Here is a 14,898-nt window from a genome sequence, read left to right on the forward strand (position 1 = left end):
GGCAATGTTGGTGAAGTAGAGCCAAGTTATTCTTCCTATGATTTTGGCGACCGCCTTCCAAATGGTGGACTTCCAGAAGAGCACTCGGCTCAAGGTAGAGTTCACAATAGGAGCATCTACCTCCTTGTTGCTTCTACAATCGGGCGATATGATTTGGCAGTTCAGGATGTTTACCTGTTCTTTTAGCCCAATAACTCCAGTCACCATCACACGAACTACGATTACCTCGAACTTTGATATGTCGCACGATGAGAGTTTATGAGTGAGTGGCTAGTCTGAGCAGTTGGTTGCCCAATTTAGCTGCGAAGACCCAACCTCTACCAGTGTTAACTAACCAGTATCGGCTCGCGATCCATCTACCATTTTTATTCGGATGGCGACATAATGCCCAAGTACGTAAAAAGTCCAAATGACTGTACACCTCTTGTCTGCATTGGAATGAGTAATAAGCTGACCACACCCAAATAATTGGGTTGAGGTGGTCGATTAAAGCTGCTTGTGAAGCAGCCGTATGCCTTTGTATTACTTCCCGCAGTTTACGAGATTGCCATTTAACAGCCATTGCACTGGGTTGAATAATGGTTTTAAAACCCTTCATTGATTTGCCCCCGTCCTATATTTACTCATCTCATAAGAGCGAAAGAATAGTTATTGATAAATGTTGTAATTTGTTGTTAATGGTAAGAGTTTTCGTACTTAAAGATAAACTGTCGATTATTAAGTTATTTTTGGCTTTTTGTTGGTCATTAGCCGTGAATCTCGTCTTATGTAGTTCTGGCTTTAACTCTCAATTTATTGAGAAAATATATCACAAAACTGTATGATAGAAATTCTGGATAGCAAAATCCTCAAAATAAGTTTACTTTTTTGACCATTAACTATTATGAATAAGTTTTCCCGACGCTTTTTTCTCGGTACAGGAACCGCAACTTTGGTAGTTGGCTATAGTGGAGTAAGCCGAAGTTTACAGTCCAATCGGGCAACTGCAACTCAGATAGCACAAAGTACTAAAGAACTAAATATTTATTCTTCTCGTCATTACAATACAGACGACAAACTATATGGTGATTTTGCCGAGCAAAACGGAGTAAGAATCAATCTCATCGAAGGCAATGCCGACGAATTGATCGAGCGGATCGAAAGTGAAGGAACCAATAGTCCAGCCGACATTCTAATTACTGTAGATGCAGGACGTTTGTGGCGAGCCGAACAGGCAGGCATCTTTGCACCAATAGAATCTGAGATTTTAACCAGCAAAATTCCCGAAAACTTACGTCATCCAAACAATCTCTGGTTTGGCTTTAGTAAAAGGGCGCGGGTAATCATGTACAACAAGGAGCTAGTCGATCCCGCTAATTTATCGACTTACGAAGCCCTAGCCGATCCGCAATGGCGCGGCAGAATTGGCGTTCGTTCCTCTAGCAATATCTACAATCAATCTCTAGTTGCGGGTATGATTGAAGTTCTCGGTTTGGAGGCTACTGAAGAATGGTGTCGAGGATTTGTGGCTAATTTTGCTCGTCCGCCTCAAGGCAATGATACCTCGCAAATTGAAGCGACAGCAGCGGGAATAATCGACCTTACTCTCGCCAATACCTATTACTTACCTCGCTATGCTGAAGCAGACGATCCTGCCGCTCAACAAATTTTCAACCAGGTTAAAGTGTTTTTCCCCAACCAAGATGGCAGAGGTACTCACGTTAACATTAGCGGCGGCGGCGTAACTCAGAATGCACCCAATCGAGAAACGGCGATCGCTTTTTTAGAATATCTTGCTAGTCCCACCGCCCAAGAATTTTTCGCTTTGGGAAATAACGAATATCCCGTTGTGCCAGGAACTCCCGTCGCTGAGGTAGTCAAGAGCTTTGGCGACTTTAAAGTAGATACGGTCAACGTCTCTGCTTATGGAGAAAATAATGACGAGGCTGTTAGAATTATGGATCGCGCTGGATGGAAATAGTTCTGTTAACTGTTAACTAATGAAACAAGTTCTCGGTTTGGTAGCGATTGGTGATATTCTAATAGTTAGTGGTATATTGGCAATATCCGTATCCGCTAACGAACCTGCGGCTCTTTCTGTAGTTTATCCTCCAGCAAAACATCAGACTACCGCCGAAAAAATCTTTTTAATCGGTACTGCTGCCCCAGAAGCAGAAGTGCTGGTTAACGGTAAAGCGATCGCTAGGAGTAAAGCAGGACATTTTGCCCCGAGCTTTCCTTTAAAGTTGGGTAAAAATGTTTTCACTTTGCGCCATCAAGACGAAGAATTACAGCTGACCGTCATTAGAAATAGTGCCGTACCAGAGATTCCCCAAGAAGTTGCCTTTGCTGAAGACTCACTCAATCCTGCCGTAGATATTGCTAGATTACCAGGGGAATTAGTTTGTTTTAGTGCGATCGCTCCTCCCGAAGCCGAGATCGAGGTCAGTCTTGGCGATAAAAACATTGCTCTATTACCCCAAAATGGAATCGAGCTACCGCCAAACTCGGCAGTTTTAACTGCCGAAGCCGAATCTGCTGTCAATGTCATCACTGGTACTTATCAAGGCTGCACTGCATTTGAAACATCAGGTAATTTGGGTAAACCCATATTTGAATTAAATCTTCAAGGAGAAACGGTTACTCAAGAAGGTAGCGGCGAAGTGACCATTGTCGATCGCAGCAAAATTGAGGTCATAGAAGTTACTGCCGATCCAGGAGTAGCTAGAACCGGAGCGAGTACTAATTATTCTCGCTTGACTCCTTTGCCAAAAGGCACTAGAGCCAGAGTTACGGGAAGGGAAGGGGAATGGTTACGTCTCGATTATGGAGGCTGGATTAAAGCCGAAGAAACCCAACCTTTAGCCAGTAAGGTACCGCCTCATTCTCTAATACGGGGAATCACTTCCAGACAAGTTGCAGGAGTGACAGAAATAATCTTTCCGTTACAAACTCCAGTGCCAGTAGTGGTAACTCAGGGAGATAAACGAATTACTCTAACCCTGTATAACACCACTGCTCAAACAGATACCATTAAACTCGACAGCGCTCCAATAATCGAACGTCTCGATTGGCAACAGACAACACCAACTCAAATTGACTATACCTTTCAACTGCAGAACCAACGGCAATGGGGCTACGATTTGCGCTATGAAGGAACCAATTTAATTTTTACTTTGCGCCATCCCCCTAAAGCCCGCTCACTCGTTCGCCCTTTAGCAGGTATTGAAATCTTACTCGATCCGGGACATGGAGGAGAAGAATTGGGTGCCAGAGGACCAACTGGTTATCCTGAAAAAGAGATTAATCTCTTGATGTCTAAATTAATAGCAACAGAGTTAAAACGACTAGGAGCGACGGTTTATTTAACTAGAGAAAGCGATATCGATCTTTCTTTACAAGAACGAGTAGAAATAATTGACAAGACTAAACCAGATCTAGCTCTTTCCATTCACTACAATGCCCTACCCGATAGCGGCGATGCTTTAAATACCCAGGGAATTAGCACCTTTTGGTATCATCCCCAGGCACAGGATCTGGCTTCATTTTTACATAGTTATTTAGTAAAAAATTTAAATCGTCCTGATTATGGGTTATTTTGGAATAATTTAGCTCTAACTCGTCCTCATACTGCTCCTGCTATCTTATTAGAATTGGGCTTTATGATTAACCCCGATGAGTTTGAATGGATTACCGATGCTCGCGAACAGCAGAGATTGGCTGGCGCGATCGCTCGAGGAATTAGAACCTGGTTTACTATGGTTGAATAAACTGTCGAACTGTCGAACTGTCCAACTTAAGATACAGTTCGTACCTAAATTTTAAATTTATTTGCCCGAACCAGAACCGCCACCGCGAAAACTGCCATAACTAGAACGAGTAGGAGAAGGTTGCCAAACGCCCCCAACAGATCCTCCATAAATTCTGGTTCCATAACGGGGGTTATATTGAGGTTGAGTTTGCTGGCGGAGTACTAAAGCCGAGCGATTGGTATATGCAGCGTGTAAGATATATATGGCGATCGCTAGAGCCATAACAGTGTAGATTTTGGTTAACATTAAGTAACGCTCCTATTTAATTTTCAAGCAGTAGCAAAAGAGCCGATTTCGCTAACTTCAATCTCACCTAAAGTATGATTGCCGTCGCGAATTGTTAGGGATGTCCATTCTACTGGTTCATCGGGTTTGACTCGTACCTGAAAACCATAAGAACTACGAATTTCCAAAACTAAATACTCCTTTAATTTGGCAGTAGCACTTTTAAATTCTCCTTCACTGGTGACAAAATTCACCTTAGTGGGATAGTTCCGATGAAAAACTCGTTTCCCATAGACATTATTAACCGAAAGAGCGATATCTATTTGACGCGGTGCGGTTTCATCTAAATTGACTACAATCTCGATTTTGAGCAGACGCTCTTTACCCCCTGCTATCACTCTCCCCCCAGGATCGCTGTCATTTTTGCGGACATTTAAAACTTTTTTACCCGATAGGGGAGTAGCAATCAGAGAAATTATTCCCAAGCCGCTTAAGGCGACAAAACCAGGAAAAAAGTAACGAGTGTCAATAACCCCAGTCTGTACTTTAACTCTAAAAGGTACTTCTAGATTGACCTTACTTCCAGTAGTATCGCCCATTTCTAAAATTTTGACACCCACGATAATATCTTCAGGCTGTCGAGCATTGACATCAAGTCCACCAAGCAAATCTGATTCCGTCCAAGTACCGGTTTCTCCATCTTCGCGCCAAATGCCAGATTCTTTCCAGGCTTCTTTGACAGCAGAAGCGATTAAATTATTTTTGGTATCCAAGATTTGAATTTCGTAAACCAGCCAATGGTTATTAGGTATGGAGGCTTTCACGTCTACTCTTAAGGCACCAAGAGAATTCGGATCGAGACTGATAGGATTGGTAGTGATCGACTCTTGAGAGTTAATAGTTAGGGTTTCGGCAATTAAAGTTTTACTAAGAAAGGTACCGCCAACCATTAGTAGAGACATAAGTAAGAGGATGCCAAAGGGAAAATACGACCATCGATCTTGAAAGCGAGAGGTTTTATGATGTGAAATTGTAACTGACATAATCTCTATCAGAGGCGATCACGATATATTTATCTTTTAGGTTGTTGGTTGCTAGCAATGTCTATAGAGTGGTTAACTTGATGTTCGTGACTCGCTCAGTCGGCTGAGAGTTTTCAATTAACTAGAGACAATTTAACTTAAATTTTATTGGTGGACTTAAATAACTTAAAATAAAGGATGCAGCTTAAACGTAATAATATATGGTTGCTTCTAAAATAACATCTTCTTCTCTAACAGACATTGCCCAGCAAACTCGCGCTGCGGCGAATAAACTAGCTGTATTATCAACGGCAGACCGAGATCGAGCTTTAGAGGCGATCTCTGATGCTCTAGAAGCTGCCACCTCAGAAATATTAGAAGCCAATCAAGCAGATTTGCAGGCTGCAAAAACTAGTAATCTCGCTCCTGCTTTATATGCCAGACTCAAGCTCGGGACAACTAAACTAGAAGCAGCGATCGCCGGAGTTCGTGATGTAGCCAAGTTAGCCGATCCTGTAGGAGTAAGTCAAATTACTCGCGAATTGGATGAGGGTTTAATTCTCAACCGGGTTACTTGTCCTCTGGGGGTTTTGGGCATTATTTTTGAAGCTCGTCCGGAAGCTTTAATCCAAATTACCAGTCTGGCAATTAAGTCTGGTAACGGAGTTATTCTCAAAGGCGGTAAAGAAGCAATTAATTCTTGTCAGGCTTTAGTTAAAGTGATTCATCAGGCACTAGCTAAAACTAATGTCGAGCCTACTGCCGTACAGTTACTGACGACTAGAGAAGAAATCGCTCATTTACTTGCTTTAGATAGGTACATAGACTTAATTATCCCCAGAGGTTCTAATTCTTTCGTGCGCTACGTAAAAGATAATACTCAGATTCCGGTTTTGGGACACGCCGACGGCATCTGCCATCTCTACATCGACTCGGCAGCAGAAATCGACAAAGCGGTAAAAATTACCGTTGATGCTAAAACTCACTATCCCGCTGCTTGTAATGCAATCGAAACTATGTTAGTACATCGGGATATTGCCTCGGAGTTTTTACGCGAGGTAGCTACTGCCTTAAACCAACATAACGTTCGACTGAAAGGAGATGAGGCAACCCGTCAAATTATCAGTTGTACTCCAGTGACAGAAACCGATTGGAGTTTAGAATACAGCGATTTGATTTTATCGATTAAAATTGTGGCAGATTTAGAAGCAGCGATCGCACATATCAATCAATACGGCTCGAAGCATACCGAGGCAATTGTCACTGAAGATAGTCAAGCAGCAGAAAGCTTTCAAAATTGCGTAGATGCAGCTGGAGTGTATCATAACTGTTCGACGCGTTTTGCCGATGGTTTCCGTTATGGTTTTGGTGCAGAAGTGGGTATAAGCACTCAAAAAATGCCCCCCAGAGGTCCTGTGGGTTTAGAAGGTCTGGTAACTTATAAGTACAAAATTACTGGTAATGGACATGTGGCTGCTACGTATACCGGTGTCAATGCCAAACCCTTTACTCATCGAGATTTGTAGCTGAGAATGAGCGACAGAGATAGAGAGAAATAATGGATTCAATTCAAGTTACTGGCATACGTTGTTACGGCTACGTGGGTTATTTACCAGAAGAACGAGTATTGGGACAGTGGTTTGAGGTAAATCTCACTCTCTGGGTAGATTTAGCCTCTGCCGCTCGAAGTGACGCGATTGAAGATACTTTAGACTATCGTGAAGCGATCGCCGTCGTCAAACAAGAAATTAAAACCGCTAAATACGCCTTAGTAGAAAGATTAATATCGGCGATCGCCGATCGATTATTGAGTTTAGATAAGGTACGCCAGGTAAGAGTCAAATTGACCAAGCCAGCCGCTCCCATTCCCGATTTTAGTGGCAGAATAACCCTCGATATTACCAGAAGTCTCACTGAGACAAAGTCACAGATTACTCCGCCGTAAGAGCGGCAAGATCGCGGAGGAAAGCGAGTCCTCCGCAAAGGAACGCTCGCCAAGACAGGACGGAGCTTGCTGTAACTGTTGGTCAAGGAGTTAAAAACCACTCTTAAGTAGTAATACTGAAATAAAAATTATTTAGTTACAAATTTTACGCAATTACGACCAAGAAGGTTTAGTAAATCGTCTGCCAGATTAGGAGAAGGAAACAGCAGAGCGATAAAAAAATTAAGTGCGGAAGTCTTGCTAAATGAAGAGAATAATAAAACTCAATACTGCTTTTTTATGGGTATATTTCAATCAGAAACTTGGAGATCCTCGATCTGTATGGGATTTCAGGCGATTTTGGTATTTGCATCGGGTTGATTTAATTAAAAGATGTTGGAGACAGGAGTGTTCTAAAGAAAGTAATCCTTATTGCTAAATTGGAGCGATGTAGCTCGAAATTTTGCCCGCTTTTTACAATCCACTGCAATGGTTAGAGCGATCGCTCGATAGTTTAGTGCTTTTAGAGCTTATTTTAATGCTCCACTGTTATTTATAGCAGTACCAGAAAAGGTTAATATCTCCAGCATATTGCCCAATGGTTCGTCTTGTAATGCTGAATTTGATGCTTCGTCATTATTAAACTCTTGCCTGACAAAGTAAATTGACACTCACGTTAGATGTATTTGTAGTCTTACAACAGACGATAATTAAGAATATATAAAGATTAAATCTCCATTTGTCCCAGAAATAGAGAAGAAATAGCAATAAATAAAAGGAATCTCGATCTTAGGGCTGAGTGGTTAAATCGGGCAGTATGAACTGAGCTCGCTAATTTTGCCTTCTAATTTTGTCTGACTGCAAATCTGACAATTAGAATGATCTTATTGCTACGATCGATAAACAAAGTTCTAGTCTAAACATCGATTCCTAAAATCGAGCTAAAAACAGCAGGCGAAATTTGGTCGAGATTGTTTATTATCAAATAATTAACGATTGTATCTTCAAAATAGAGTAGCAGTAAATAAAAACACAGTATCAATATAATCAGGAAAAAAAAGCAATGATGAGAAGACTAACTCGTTGGGGTGCGACGATAGGAACGCTAGGAATTAGTGTATTAGGCTTGGGAGTAATGGGTCATAATTTAGCAGCTTGGGCATTACCAGAAGATGCAGTTCTTGAAAAACTCAATCCAGTACCTGTATTTACCATTGCTGACGAACAAGGTGCTCCTTTGGTAGCCTCAGGAGAAAATAATGCCAAAGTAGCGGGAGTTTTTATCAGTCAGGAAGCGGCAAACGATTTTGTTACTCAGCTACAGACTAAAAATCCAGATTTAGCCAATAAAGTAAAAGTAGTTCCCGTTTCTCTGGGTGAAGTATACAAGTTAGCCGAATCCAATCAAAGTCAGGAAAATGGACTCAATTTTGCTTATGTTCCTGATGAAGAAGCCGTAAATTCTGCCAAAACCGTCCTAGACCAAAACGGTCAGACTTATCAAGGAGGAGTACCTTTATTTGTTGCGAAAGGTGGTCAAGATAACGGTTATTTAACTATCGAAAGAGACTCGCAACAGGTTATTCCCTTCTTTTTTGAAAAGCAGCAGCTCGAAAATATGGTGGCAAAGTTTAAAGAACAAAAGCCCGAAGTAGCTGATAGCGTCAACATTGAAGTAGTTCCTTTAGAAGGCGTAATTTCTACTTTACAAACTAGCGACGATGAAATGCTCAATAAAATTGTCCTAGTGCCCTCTACGGAATCTTTGCGATTTTTACAACAAAATAATGCAGCACCAGAATCAGGTGGACAAACAGCACCAGTACCAGCACCAGAAGCTCAACCAGCTGAATAAAGTTCGGTTTTGGGTTTCGGGACAAGAGCTATATCTTTGGCGCAATCGAGCTATAACCGAAGCAATCGCTAAAGATATAGCAATTGAGGAACTCGATTGGTTACTACAGGAAACCACTGATTTAAATCGTCTTGCTTTGCGTTTGAGTTCGTTTCGGGACCGAGGGCAAATTCCTCTAACCGTCTCTCCAACCGAACTTTCTGAGTATTGGCGACAGCGTTTAAAAACTAACCTACCAGTACAGTACATAGTAAGTACTGCTTATTGGCGAAACTTCAAACTAACCGTTACTCCTGCAGTTTTAATTCCACGTCCTGAAACCGAATTAATCGTCGATTTCGCTCTTGAGGCGGCAGCATCTAGCTTAGTTACTGACAAGGGTGAAGAACATTGGCTAGATTTAGGAACCGGAAGCGGTGCGATCGCTCTCGGTCTAGCCGATCGCTTACCTCACGCCACAATTCATGCTGTAGATTGTAGTCAAGAAGCTTTGGAAATTGCTCGAGCGAACGCTCGTCAATATAATTTAAGCGAAAGAATTAAGTTTTATCATGGTAGCTGGTGGCAACCTCTAACAGCTTTAAAAGGTCGAGTTACAGGAATGGTATCCAACCCTCCCTACATCCCTACAGACCAGTTAAATGACCTACAGCCAGAAGTAGCGAAACACGAACCCCATCTAGCTTTAGATGGAGGTAAAGACGGTCTAGCGGCAATTCGTCAGTTGGTAGAAATCGCTCCCAATTATTTAGTTTCTGGAGGTATTTGGTTAGTAGAAATGATGATGGGACAAGCAGCTAGTGTCGCTCAAATGCTAAAAGACCGAGGCAGCTATCATAAAATCGAAATCCTACCCGATTTAGCCGGAATCGAACGTTTCGCTCTAGCCTATCGCCGTTGAATTATTGGCTAATGAGTAAAGTTTCTTTAACTGACATTGTTGCTGGCGCGCTCGGGGGAAAAGTAGTTAGTTTTCCTACCGATACCGTACCAGCGCTGGCAGTCAAACCAGAATTAGGACAAGCAATTTTCGATCTCAAACAACGACCCACCGATAAGCCTTTGATTTTGATGGCGGCATCAGTAACAGAATTGCTACCTTATGTCACTGGTACTCCAGAGGAATTGGCAATTTGGCAGTCAACAATGTCAAAATACTTGCCAGGAGCGGTTACCTTCGTCTTACCGGCTTCTTCAAAAGTTCCAACAGTAATTAACTCAGGAGATCCAACTACGGTGGGCATTCGAGTACCTGATAGCGCGATCGCCAGGAGTATCTTACAGCAAACGGGTACTTTAGCTACTACCAGTGCCAATTTGTCTGGAGAACGACCTTTAATGACGATGACAGCGATCGCCAAGGCTTTTCCCCAGGCATTAGTTTTAGACGACCAGTTTTTTAGTAGGGCAGAACTTGCTGGTAGTGGTCAACCATCAACCGTTACCAAATGGACTTCTAGCGGTTGGGTTATTTTGCGCCAAGGAAGCATTTCCATCGCCCCTTAAAGCTTATTTTTAGAGTTTAAAATAGTGTGGTGAATCTAAAATTAAATAGATGAATAAAATTGAGCAATTAGAAGAAGAACTAAAGCAAACGCGATTAGCTTATCAGATGGCAGCTCAAATGAGTGAATTTAAAGCTAGCTTTTTAGCACGAACCGCTCACGAATTACGCTCTCCTGTTAGTAGCTTAATTGGAATTCATCAGCTAATTTTATCCGACCTTTGTGAAAGTCCGGAAGAACAAAAAGAGTTCGTCGAGAAAGCTTATCGCTCGACGTTGAAACTTTTGAAATTAATTGATGAGATTATTACAGTTTCTAAAATCGAACATGGCAGTAGCCGTTTGCACTTTGAATCTCTTCAAATCGCAGAAATTTTTGCCCGCGTTCGCGAGTTGACTCATCTTCAAGCAGCCAACCGCAATTTGAAATTAAACATCGTCGAATCCGATCCTAGTTTATATGTCCTAGCGGATCGTTCTCGTTTAATTCAGTCAGTCACTAATTTGATTGATAGTGGTATTTCTTTGATGAAGGAAGGAGCGATCCGAGTAACCGCTTCAATCGTCGAGCGCAATTTTATGGCAATTCAAATCGATTTGAATTGCAGTGCTAGTCTTTGGTTAAAAAGCCAAGATACAGTCAATACTCCAGAGAATAGTATTCTCGATAAAATTGATACTTTACTTGAGGAAACAAAATTGTCTCCCCAGATGAAATTTATATTGTCCCAAACTTTATTGGAGACTATGGGAGGAAGCTTAAAGTTGTTAGATCTCTCATCTCAAAATAACCAACCCTCGACTCGCTTGCTCTTAACCTGTAAACGAGACAGTAATGCTTAACAAACGATACACTATCGGTGGTTCTGTTGCAAAAAATCCGAACAGAGAGAATATACCTGTGATTAACTAATTTTTTAGACAGCGATCCCAAACAGAGAATAGACAAAATTTCTTTGTCCCAAGATGTCACCTTTAGCGATATTTTTTATTTGCCCTTTGCGAATCACATTCATGATTTCATACCCTTTTAATGTCCGCCATGCTGAGTGGAAATGTTGAAAGTATAATTTATACTTAGCCTGCTTTTTCGGAAATCTATGGTCTTGCTCGATGATATTATTAAGATATTTGTTCTGTCTCAATTCACACTCACTAGAGATAATTTCTTCCGTTTGAAGTTCTTCAACTGCTGCGGGATAAGCAGGATTTTGGTCTACGTTAATAACTCTTGGCTGCTTATTATGTCTCGATTTCAGGGCTTTCTTCAAGAATCTTTTAGCAGCTTGTTTATCTCTCCTGGCACTAAACATAAACTCTATGGTAATACCATTGCTGTCAACTGCTCTATATAGATATTTCCATTTTCCTTTGACCTTGAGATAAGTTTGATCTACTCGCCAAGAGTCATTAGTTGAGATGAGATGCTTTCTGGCTCTTCTTTCTATTTGTGGTGCATAAATCATCACCCATCGGTAAATCGTGGTGTGGTCTACAGATAGTCCTCGCTCTTGCATGATTTCTGCTAAATCACGATAACTCAAACCATAGCGGAGATACCACCTCACACAAAGTAAAATTATTTCTCCTTGAAAATGTTTCCACTTAAATGGTTGCTTTGAGTTCATCTGGTCTAGTAGTTATTTACGTTTGTTAAATACTACAAGTTTGTCTTAAGTTTTTGCAACATTACCGGAATATGTTTGAACCTTAAACTCCAACTGAAAAAAGCGTTGGTTATGTTGTTTAAGTGATGCCATTGCAGGAGTCGGGTCTTGATTACCACAGAAGGTCACAGAACGAATTAACTTCCAACCATTAACAACTGCAGCTTTGACCCAATCCCAACCAATACGGAAATAGCTATTGCCACGAAACCAATGAGTATCAACCCATCGTCGTTTACCGCTATCGACTACCTCAACGCCTTGTGCGCTAGTATAAAGAGTAGCTACAGCCAAAATAAACCATAAGCGGCATAAAGCACAGACATCTCGAATCATGGAACGTTGAATATTGCACCCTCCTGACTGGTCATCTAAAAAGTTTTCTTCGATATCGAAACGTAATCCATATTCAGCAAAAGTTTGTAGTGTGGTTTTTTCGTCACTCACAATTGCCCAAAGTTCTCCATTGACGTTATTACGACCAATAATTACATGAACTATGCCATAAAATTCCCCTTTGTGAATTCGGACATTATGTAGGCAAATTGCCTCTCCAAGAGCAAGATGAAAGCTTTGAGATTGACACCAATTGCCACGCCAAATCCAAGTATTACTTTTGATTCGGATACGAAAGTGCCATCCTAACTCGACAGTCAACATTTTCATTAACTCAGTATGCACAAAGCCCCTATCAGCTAGCAGCACTACCTTGACTGATTTTGCTAGTCTGGCTGGTGCTTGTTTGAGCATTTCTCGATAATCCGAAAATGAAATGCTAGCACTTTCGTGTTTCATTACCCTCCAGATTACAGGTAAAGCTCTGCCACGATGAATTACGCAGAGGCGGACTAAACAATATTCATCCCAAAAAAGCGAGGTGTCTAATGCCAGAAAAATACTTTCTTCTTGCCAATTCGCCAAAGCTGTCTTGATTAATGGTTTGTACAGACGATGAACATTGATTCGAGGATTATTTAACCATCTCTCTATTCTTCTTTGTCTGCTTTGGGCATATTTTCCGCGACAAGGAATATATATTGACCATTTTGTCAGATTTACGCTGTTTGTATCTATCAAAGCAATTATCATCCAAATGCAAGTTTTGAGATGGCATAGATGTGACCAGTTCACTGGTTGAGAAATCCATTGACCCAAGGCATTATAAAGACGGGAGTTTTGATTCACAGTATTCTGAAATTACGAGTAGTGTCTAATCTCAGAATGCTGACTCCCCTTGCCGTTTGTCAATCCTGTAACTTCCTACTGCTTCTTGATTTCAAGACTTGTATTCTTCTCTTTTGTCAGTCAATCAGACCGTAGGGATTATGCTTTTACTCCAAACACCAGGAGAGTAAGACTTGAACATTATAGTTTTATAATTTAACTACCTAATTGTCTTTGCTTTTTAAGGCTCGATAGGTGTTCTCACCTACACGGAATATTCAGTTGTCATGGTTCATTTTGACCTATTAAGTATTATTAAGTTCTTAACTTTTACTTACCTTTTAGGTCTTTTCTCCATGCTAGTACCACGTACTTTCTCTGTACTTTTGTACTAAACGAGTCGCACTTTAGATATGTTAAGTAAAACCACAGTATTTTTAGTATTTAGGCAGATTTAAACGTAAGTATTTTTAGTATTTAGGCAGATTTAAACGTAAGTGAGTATACTTAGGTATTAGCAAATTTCAGTTTGTTTACTTAATACTTAAATATCAAAATATTCAGCAATGATACGTTGCTTATCAAAATGTTAAATAAACTACATAATTCAGTTATTGCTTTAACTTTACTTCTTGGATTAGCTGGCACTCCCAAAATAGCAACTTCCTCAGAGTTAAAGAATATTTCTAGAATAACTATAGCCCAAAATAGTACAGAAGAAATTACTCCTCAAGCTACTGATGAAGAACGGGGAGCTTCTTGGTATTGGTTGCTATTACTGTTAATACCTCTAGGTTTGGGAGGATTATTACTGGCTCGTCGTACTCAATCTGATGCAGAAGTAAACGAACGAGATAGAGTTTATTCTACGACTCATGCCAATACCCCAACCACTATTGCAGACAACAGCTTATTCCCTTTAGATTCAAACCAAATTGCCAATGCCGACCGTTCCTCTGACAATACTACTACGGCAAACAGGCTCGAAGATGAAACCATTTTAACTACAGGACTTACTGCATACGATATTGTCGGCGAACGGCAAACTCGACATCGAGATGAAGTAGCAGAAAATGAGAGTATTATACTAGACAATGGCGATCGCCAGAGCGATGTCCCCACAGACCAATCGCAAGCAACTACGATTTCTGACGATCTCGATCGTAATTTAGAAAATAGAGATCCAGGACTCGAAGACTTATCATCCGAGTCAGAGACTTCTCTTGGCAGTAACAGTGAGATTAGTTTAGAAGAAATTACTTTTGAAGACTTGAGTGAAGATTTAGCTCGCGAGGCTGAGGAAGACGATGGTATTTTTGACTGGTTGGAAAGTCTCGATGATTCGGAAAATGATGGTAATTTGGACGATATTTCTGAGTGGTTGAATGATTTAGATAATGCCGAACCCGATCGTGATTCTCACCAGCTTTTAGTAAAAACCATCGATTGCGAACCCAATCGTAGCAGTTCGAGCTCGACAAATGAAAAAACATCTAAATCTGATGAGGATATTTTCCGAGAGCTAGAAGATATGTTAAATGAAGATTTACAACGCCGTAAAGAGCAATAAAATTTGACAGAAGCATACAGCAAGCCAATAACTATTATTGATGAAACCAGAATATTGACATAGAAACGGCAAACAAAAAATCTGGCCATTGATTCATATTTGCCGGACCAAGAGATGTAAATAAGTAAGGATTCAGGTGCAAGCATGAGGAATAAGAGAAGGATAAGAACAATGTC

General features: G+C 40.9%; 16 protein-coding genes. 10 read left to right on the forward strand and 6 right to left on the reverse strand.

The features are described from left to right. On the forward strand, positions 1-186 hold a 186-nt coding region (locus ACLFKQ_RS00800), incomplete at its 5' end, for a hypothetical protein (protein WP_448998038.1). Between the two features lie 70 nt (positions 187-256). Here ACLFKQ_RS00800 and ACLFKQ_RS00805 read toward each other — a convergent pair. Beyond that, positions 257-598, reverse strand: coding sequence for a group II intron maturase-specific domain-containing protein (locus tag ACLFKQ_RS00805; RefSeq protein WP_448998039.1), 342 nt, complete (start codon positions 596-598; stop codon positions 257-259). A gap of 282 nt (positions 599-880) precedes the next feature. Here ACLFKQ_RS00805 and ACLFKQ_RS00810 point away from each other — a divergent pair, with 282 nt between their 5' ends. Then, complete coding sequence (locus ACLFKQ_RS00810) at positions 881-1,960, forward strand: Fe(3+) ABC transporter substrate-binding protein (RefSeq protein ID WP_448999424.1); 1,080 nt, start codon at positions 881-883, stop codon at positions 1,958-1,960. 19 nt (positions 1,961-1,979) lie between these two features. Next, positions 1,980-3,749, forward strand: coding sequence for an N-acetylmuramoyl-L-alanine amidase (locus ACLFKQ_RS00815; RefSeq protein WP_448998040.1), 1,770 nt, complete (start codon positions 1,980-1,982; stop codon positions 3,747-3,749). Between the two features lie 57 nt (positions 3,750-3,806). Here the strand turns inward: ACLFKQ_RS00815 and ACLFKQ_RS00820 are convergent, their stop codons facing one another. Further along, positions 3,807-4,037 carry a hypothetical protein gene (locus ACLFKQ_RS00820; protein WP_448998041.1) on the reverse strand — a complete coding sequence of 77 codons (231 nt, stop codon included), beginning with the start codon at positions 4,035-4,037 and terminating at the stop codon, positions 3,807-3,809. 23 nt (positions 4,038-4,060) lie between these two features. Beyond that, complete coding sequence (locus ACLFKQ_RS00825) at positions 4,061-5,059, reverse strand: hypothetical protein (protein ID WP_448998042.1); 999 nt, start codon at positions 5,057-5,059, stop codon at positions 4,061-4,063. 200 nt (positions 5,060-5,259) lie between these two features. Here ACLFKQ_RS00825 and proA point away from each other — a divergent pair, with 200 nt between their 5' ends. Both proA and folB read left to right on the forward strand, forming a co-directional pair. Beyond that, positions 5,260-6,564: a glutamate-5-semialdehyde dehydrogenase gene (gene proA / locus ACLFKQ_RS00830; RefSeq protein WP_448998043.1), complete on the forward strand. Its 1,305-nt coding sequence runs from the start codon at positions 5,260-5,262 to the stop codon at positions 6,562-6,564. Positions 6,565-6,596: 32 nt separating this feature from the next. Then, positions 6,597-6,983, forward strand: coding sequence for a dihydroneopterin aldolase (gene folB, locus ACLFKQ_RS00835; protein WP_448998044.1), 387 nt, complete (start codon positions 6,597-6,599; stop codon positions 6,981-6,983). Between the two features lie 509 nt (positions 6,984-7,492). Here the strand turns inward: folB and ACLFKQ_RS00840 are convergent. Then, positions 7,493-7,633: a hypothetical protein gene (locus tag ACLFKQ_RS00840; RefSeq protein WP_448998045.1), complete on the reverse strand. Its 141-nt coding sequence runs from the start codon at positions 7,631-7,633 to the stop codon at positions 7,493-7,495. A gap of 395 nt (positions 7,634-8,028) precedes the next feature. Here ACLFKQ_RS00840 and ACLFKQ_RS00845 point away from each other — a divergent pair, with 395 nt between their 5' ends. Genes ACLFKQ_RS00845 through ACLFKQ_RS00860 form a run of 4 tightly spaced genes read left to right on the forward strand, consistent with a single transcriptional unit; the run spans position 8,029 to position 11,164 of the window. After that, complete coding sequence (locus tag ACLFKQ_RS00845; protein WP_448999425.1) at positions 8,029-8,817, forward strand: Tic22 family protein; 789 nt, start codon at positions 8,029-8,031, stop codon at positions 8,815-8,817. Beyond that, the gene (gene prmC / locus ACLFKQ_RS00850) at positions 8,750-9,718 is read left to right on the forward strand and encodes a peptide chain release factor N(5)-glutamine methyltransferase (protein WP_448998046.1); all 969 of its coding nucleotides are present in this window, start codon (positions 8,750-8,752) and stop codon (positions 9,716-9,718) included. Before ACLFKQ_RS00845 ends, prmC begins: the two co-directional genes overlap by 68 nt. Positions 9,719-9,729: 11 nt before the next feature. Further along, a complete protein-coding gene (locus ACLFKQ_RS00855) occupies positions 9,730-10,323 on the forward strand; it encodes an L-threonylcarbamoyladenylate synthase (RefSeq protein WP_448998047.1) in 594 nt (197 codons plus the stop codon). Positions 10,324-10,372: 49 nt separating this feature from the next. Next, positions 10,373-11,164: a sensor histidine kinase gene (locus ACLFKQ_RS00860; RefSeq protein ID WP_448998048.1), complete on the forward strand. Its 792-nt coding sequence runs from the start codon at positions 10,373-10,375 to the stop codon at positions 11,162-11,164. A 74-nt stretch (positions 11,165-11,238) separates the two neighbouring features. Here the strand turns inward: ACLFKQ_RS00860 and ACLFKQ_RS00865 are convergent, their stop codons facing one another. Together ACLFKQ_RS00865 and ACLFKQ_RS00870 are read right to left on the reverse strand one after the other, a co-directional pair. Further along, positions 11,239-11,949, reverse strand: coding sequence for an IS6 family transposase (locus ACLFKQ_RS00865; RefSeq protein ID WP_448997902.1), 711 nt, complete (start codon positions 11,947-11,949; stop codon positions 11,239-11,241). A 45-nt stretch (positions 11,950-11,994) separates the two neighbouring features. Then, positions 11,995-13,173: a transposase gene (locus ACLFKQ_RS00870; RefSeq protein WP_448998049.1), complete on the reverse strand. Its 1,179-nt coding sequence runs from the start codon at positions 13,171-13,173 to the stop codon at positions 11,995-11,997. A 565-nt stretch (positions 13,174-13,738) separates the two neighbouring features. On the opposite strand from ACLFKQ_RS00870, the gene ACLFKQ_RS00875 reads away from it, so the two are divergent. Continuing rightward, positions 13,739-14,722, forward strand: coding sequence for a hypothetical protein (locus ACLFKQ_RS00875; RefSeq protein WP_448998050.1), 984 nt, complete (start codon positions 13,739-13,741; stop codon positions 14,720-14,722). The last annotated feature ends 176 nt before the right edge of the window (positions 14,723-14,898 follow it).

The sequence above is a fragment of the Myxosarcina sp. GI1(2024) genome, assembly GCF_053543375.1.

Excerpts from the sequence above, each read along its gene's own strand:
- ACLFKQ_RS00805 (WP_448998039.1), bottom strand. The coding sequence starts at position 598 with ATGAAGGGTTTTAAAACCATTATTCAACCCAGTGCAATGGCTGTTAAA.
- ACLFKQ_RS00815 (WP_448998040.1), top strand. The coding sequence starts at position 1,980 with ATGAAACAAGTTCTCGGTTTGGTAGCGATTGGTGATATTCTAATAGTT.
- ACLFKQ_RS00820 (WP_448998041.1), bottom strand. The coding sequence starts at position 4,037 with ATGTTAACCAAAATCTACACTGTTATGGCTCTAGCGATCGCCATATAT.
- ACLFKQ_RS00825 (WP_448998042.1), bottom strand. The coding sequence starts at position 5,059 with ATGTCAGTTACAATTTCACATCATAAAACCTCTCGCTTTCAAGATCGA.
- proA (WP_448998043.1), top strand. The coding sequence starts at position 5,260 with ATGGTTGCTTCTAAAATAACATCTTCTTCTCTAACAGACATTGCCCAG.
- folB (WP_448998044.1), top strand. The coding sequence starts at position 6,597 with ATGGATTCAATTCAAGTTACTGGCATACGTTGTTACGGCTACGTGGGT.
- ACLFKQ_RS00845 (WP_448999425.1), top strand. The coding sequence starts at position 8,029 with ATGAGAAGACTAACTCGTTGGGGTGCGACGATAGGAACGCTAGGAATT.
- prmC (WP_448998046.1), top strand. The coding sequence starts at position 8,750 with ATGCAGCACCAGAATCAGGTGGACAAACAGCACCAGTACCAGCACCAG.
- ACLFKQ_RS00855 (WP_448998047.1), top strand. The coding sequence starts at position 9,730 with ATGAGTAAAGTTTCTTTAACTGACATTGTTGCTGGCGCGCTCGGGGGA.
- ACLFKQ_RS00860 (WP_448998048.1), top strand. The coding sequence starts at position 10,373 with ATGAATAAAATTGAGCAATTAGAAGAAGAACTAAAGCAAACGCGATTA.
- ACLFKQ_RS00865 (WP_448997902.1), bottom strand. The coding sequence starts at position 11,949 with ATGAACTCAAAGCAACCATTTAAGTGGAAACATTTTCAAGGAGAAATA.
- ACLFKQ_RS00875 (WP_448998050.1), top strand. The coding sequence starts at position 13,739 with ATGTTAAATAAACTACATAATTCAGTTATTGCTTTAACTTTACTTCTT.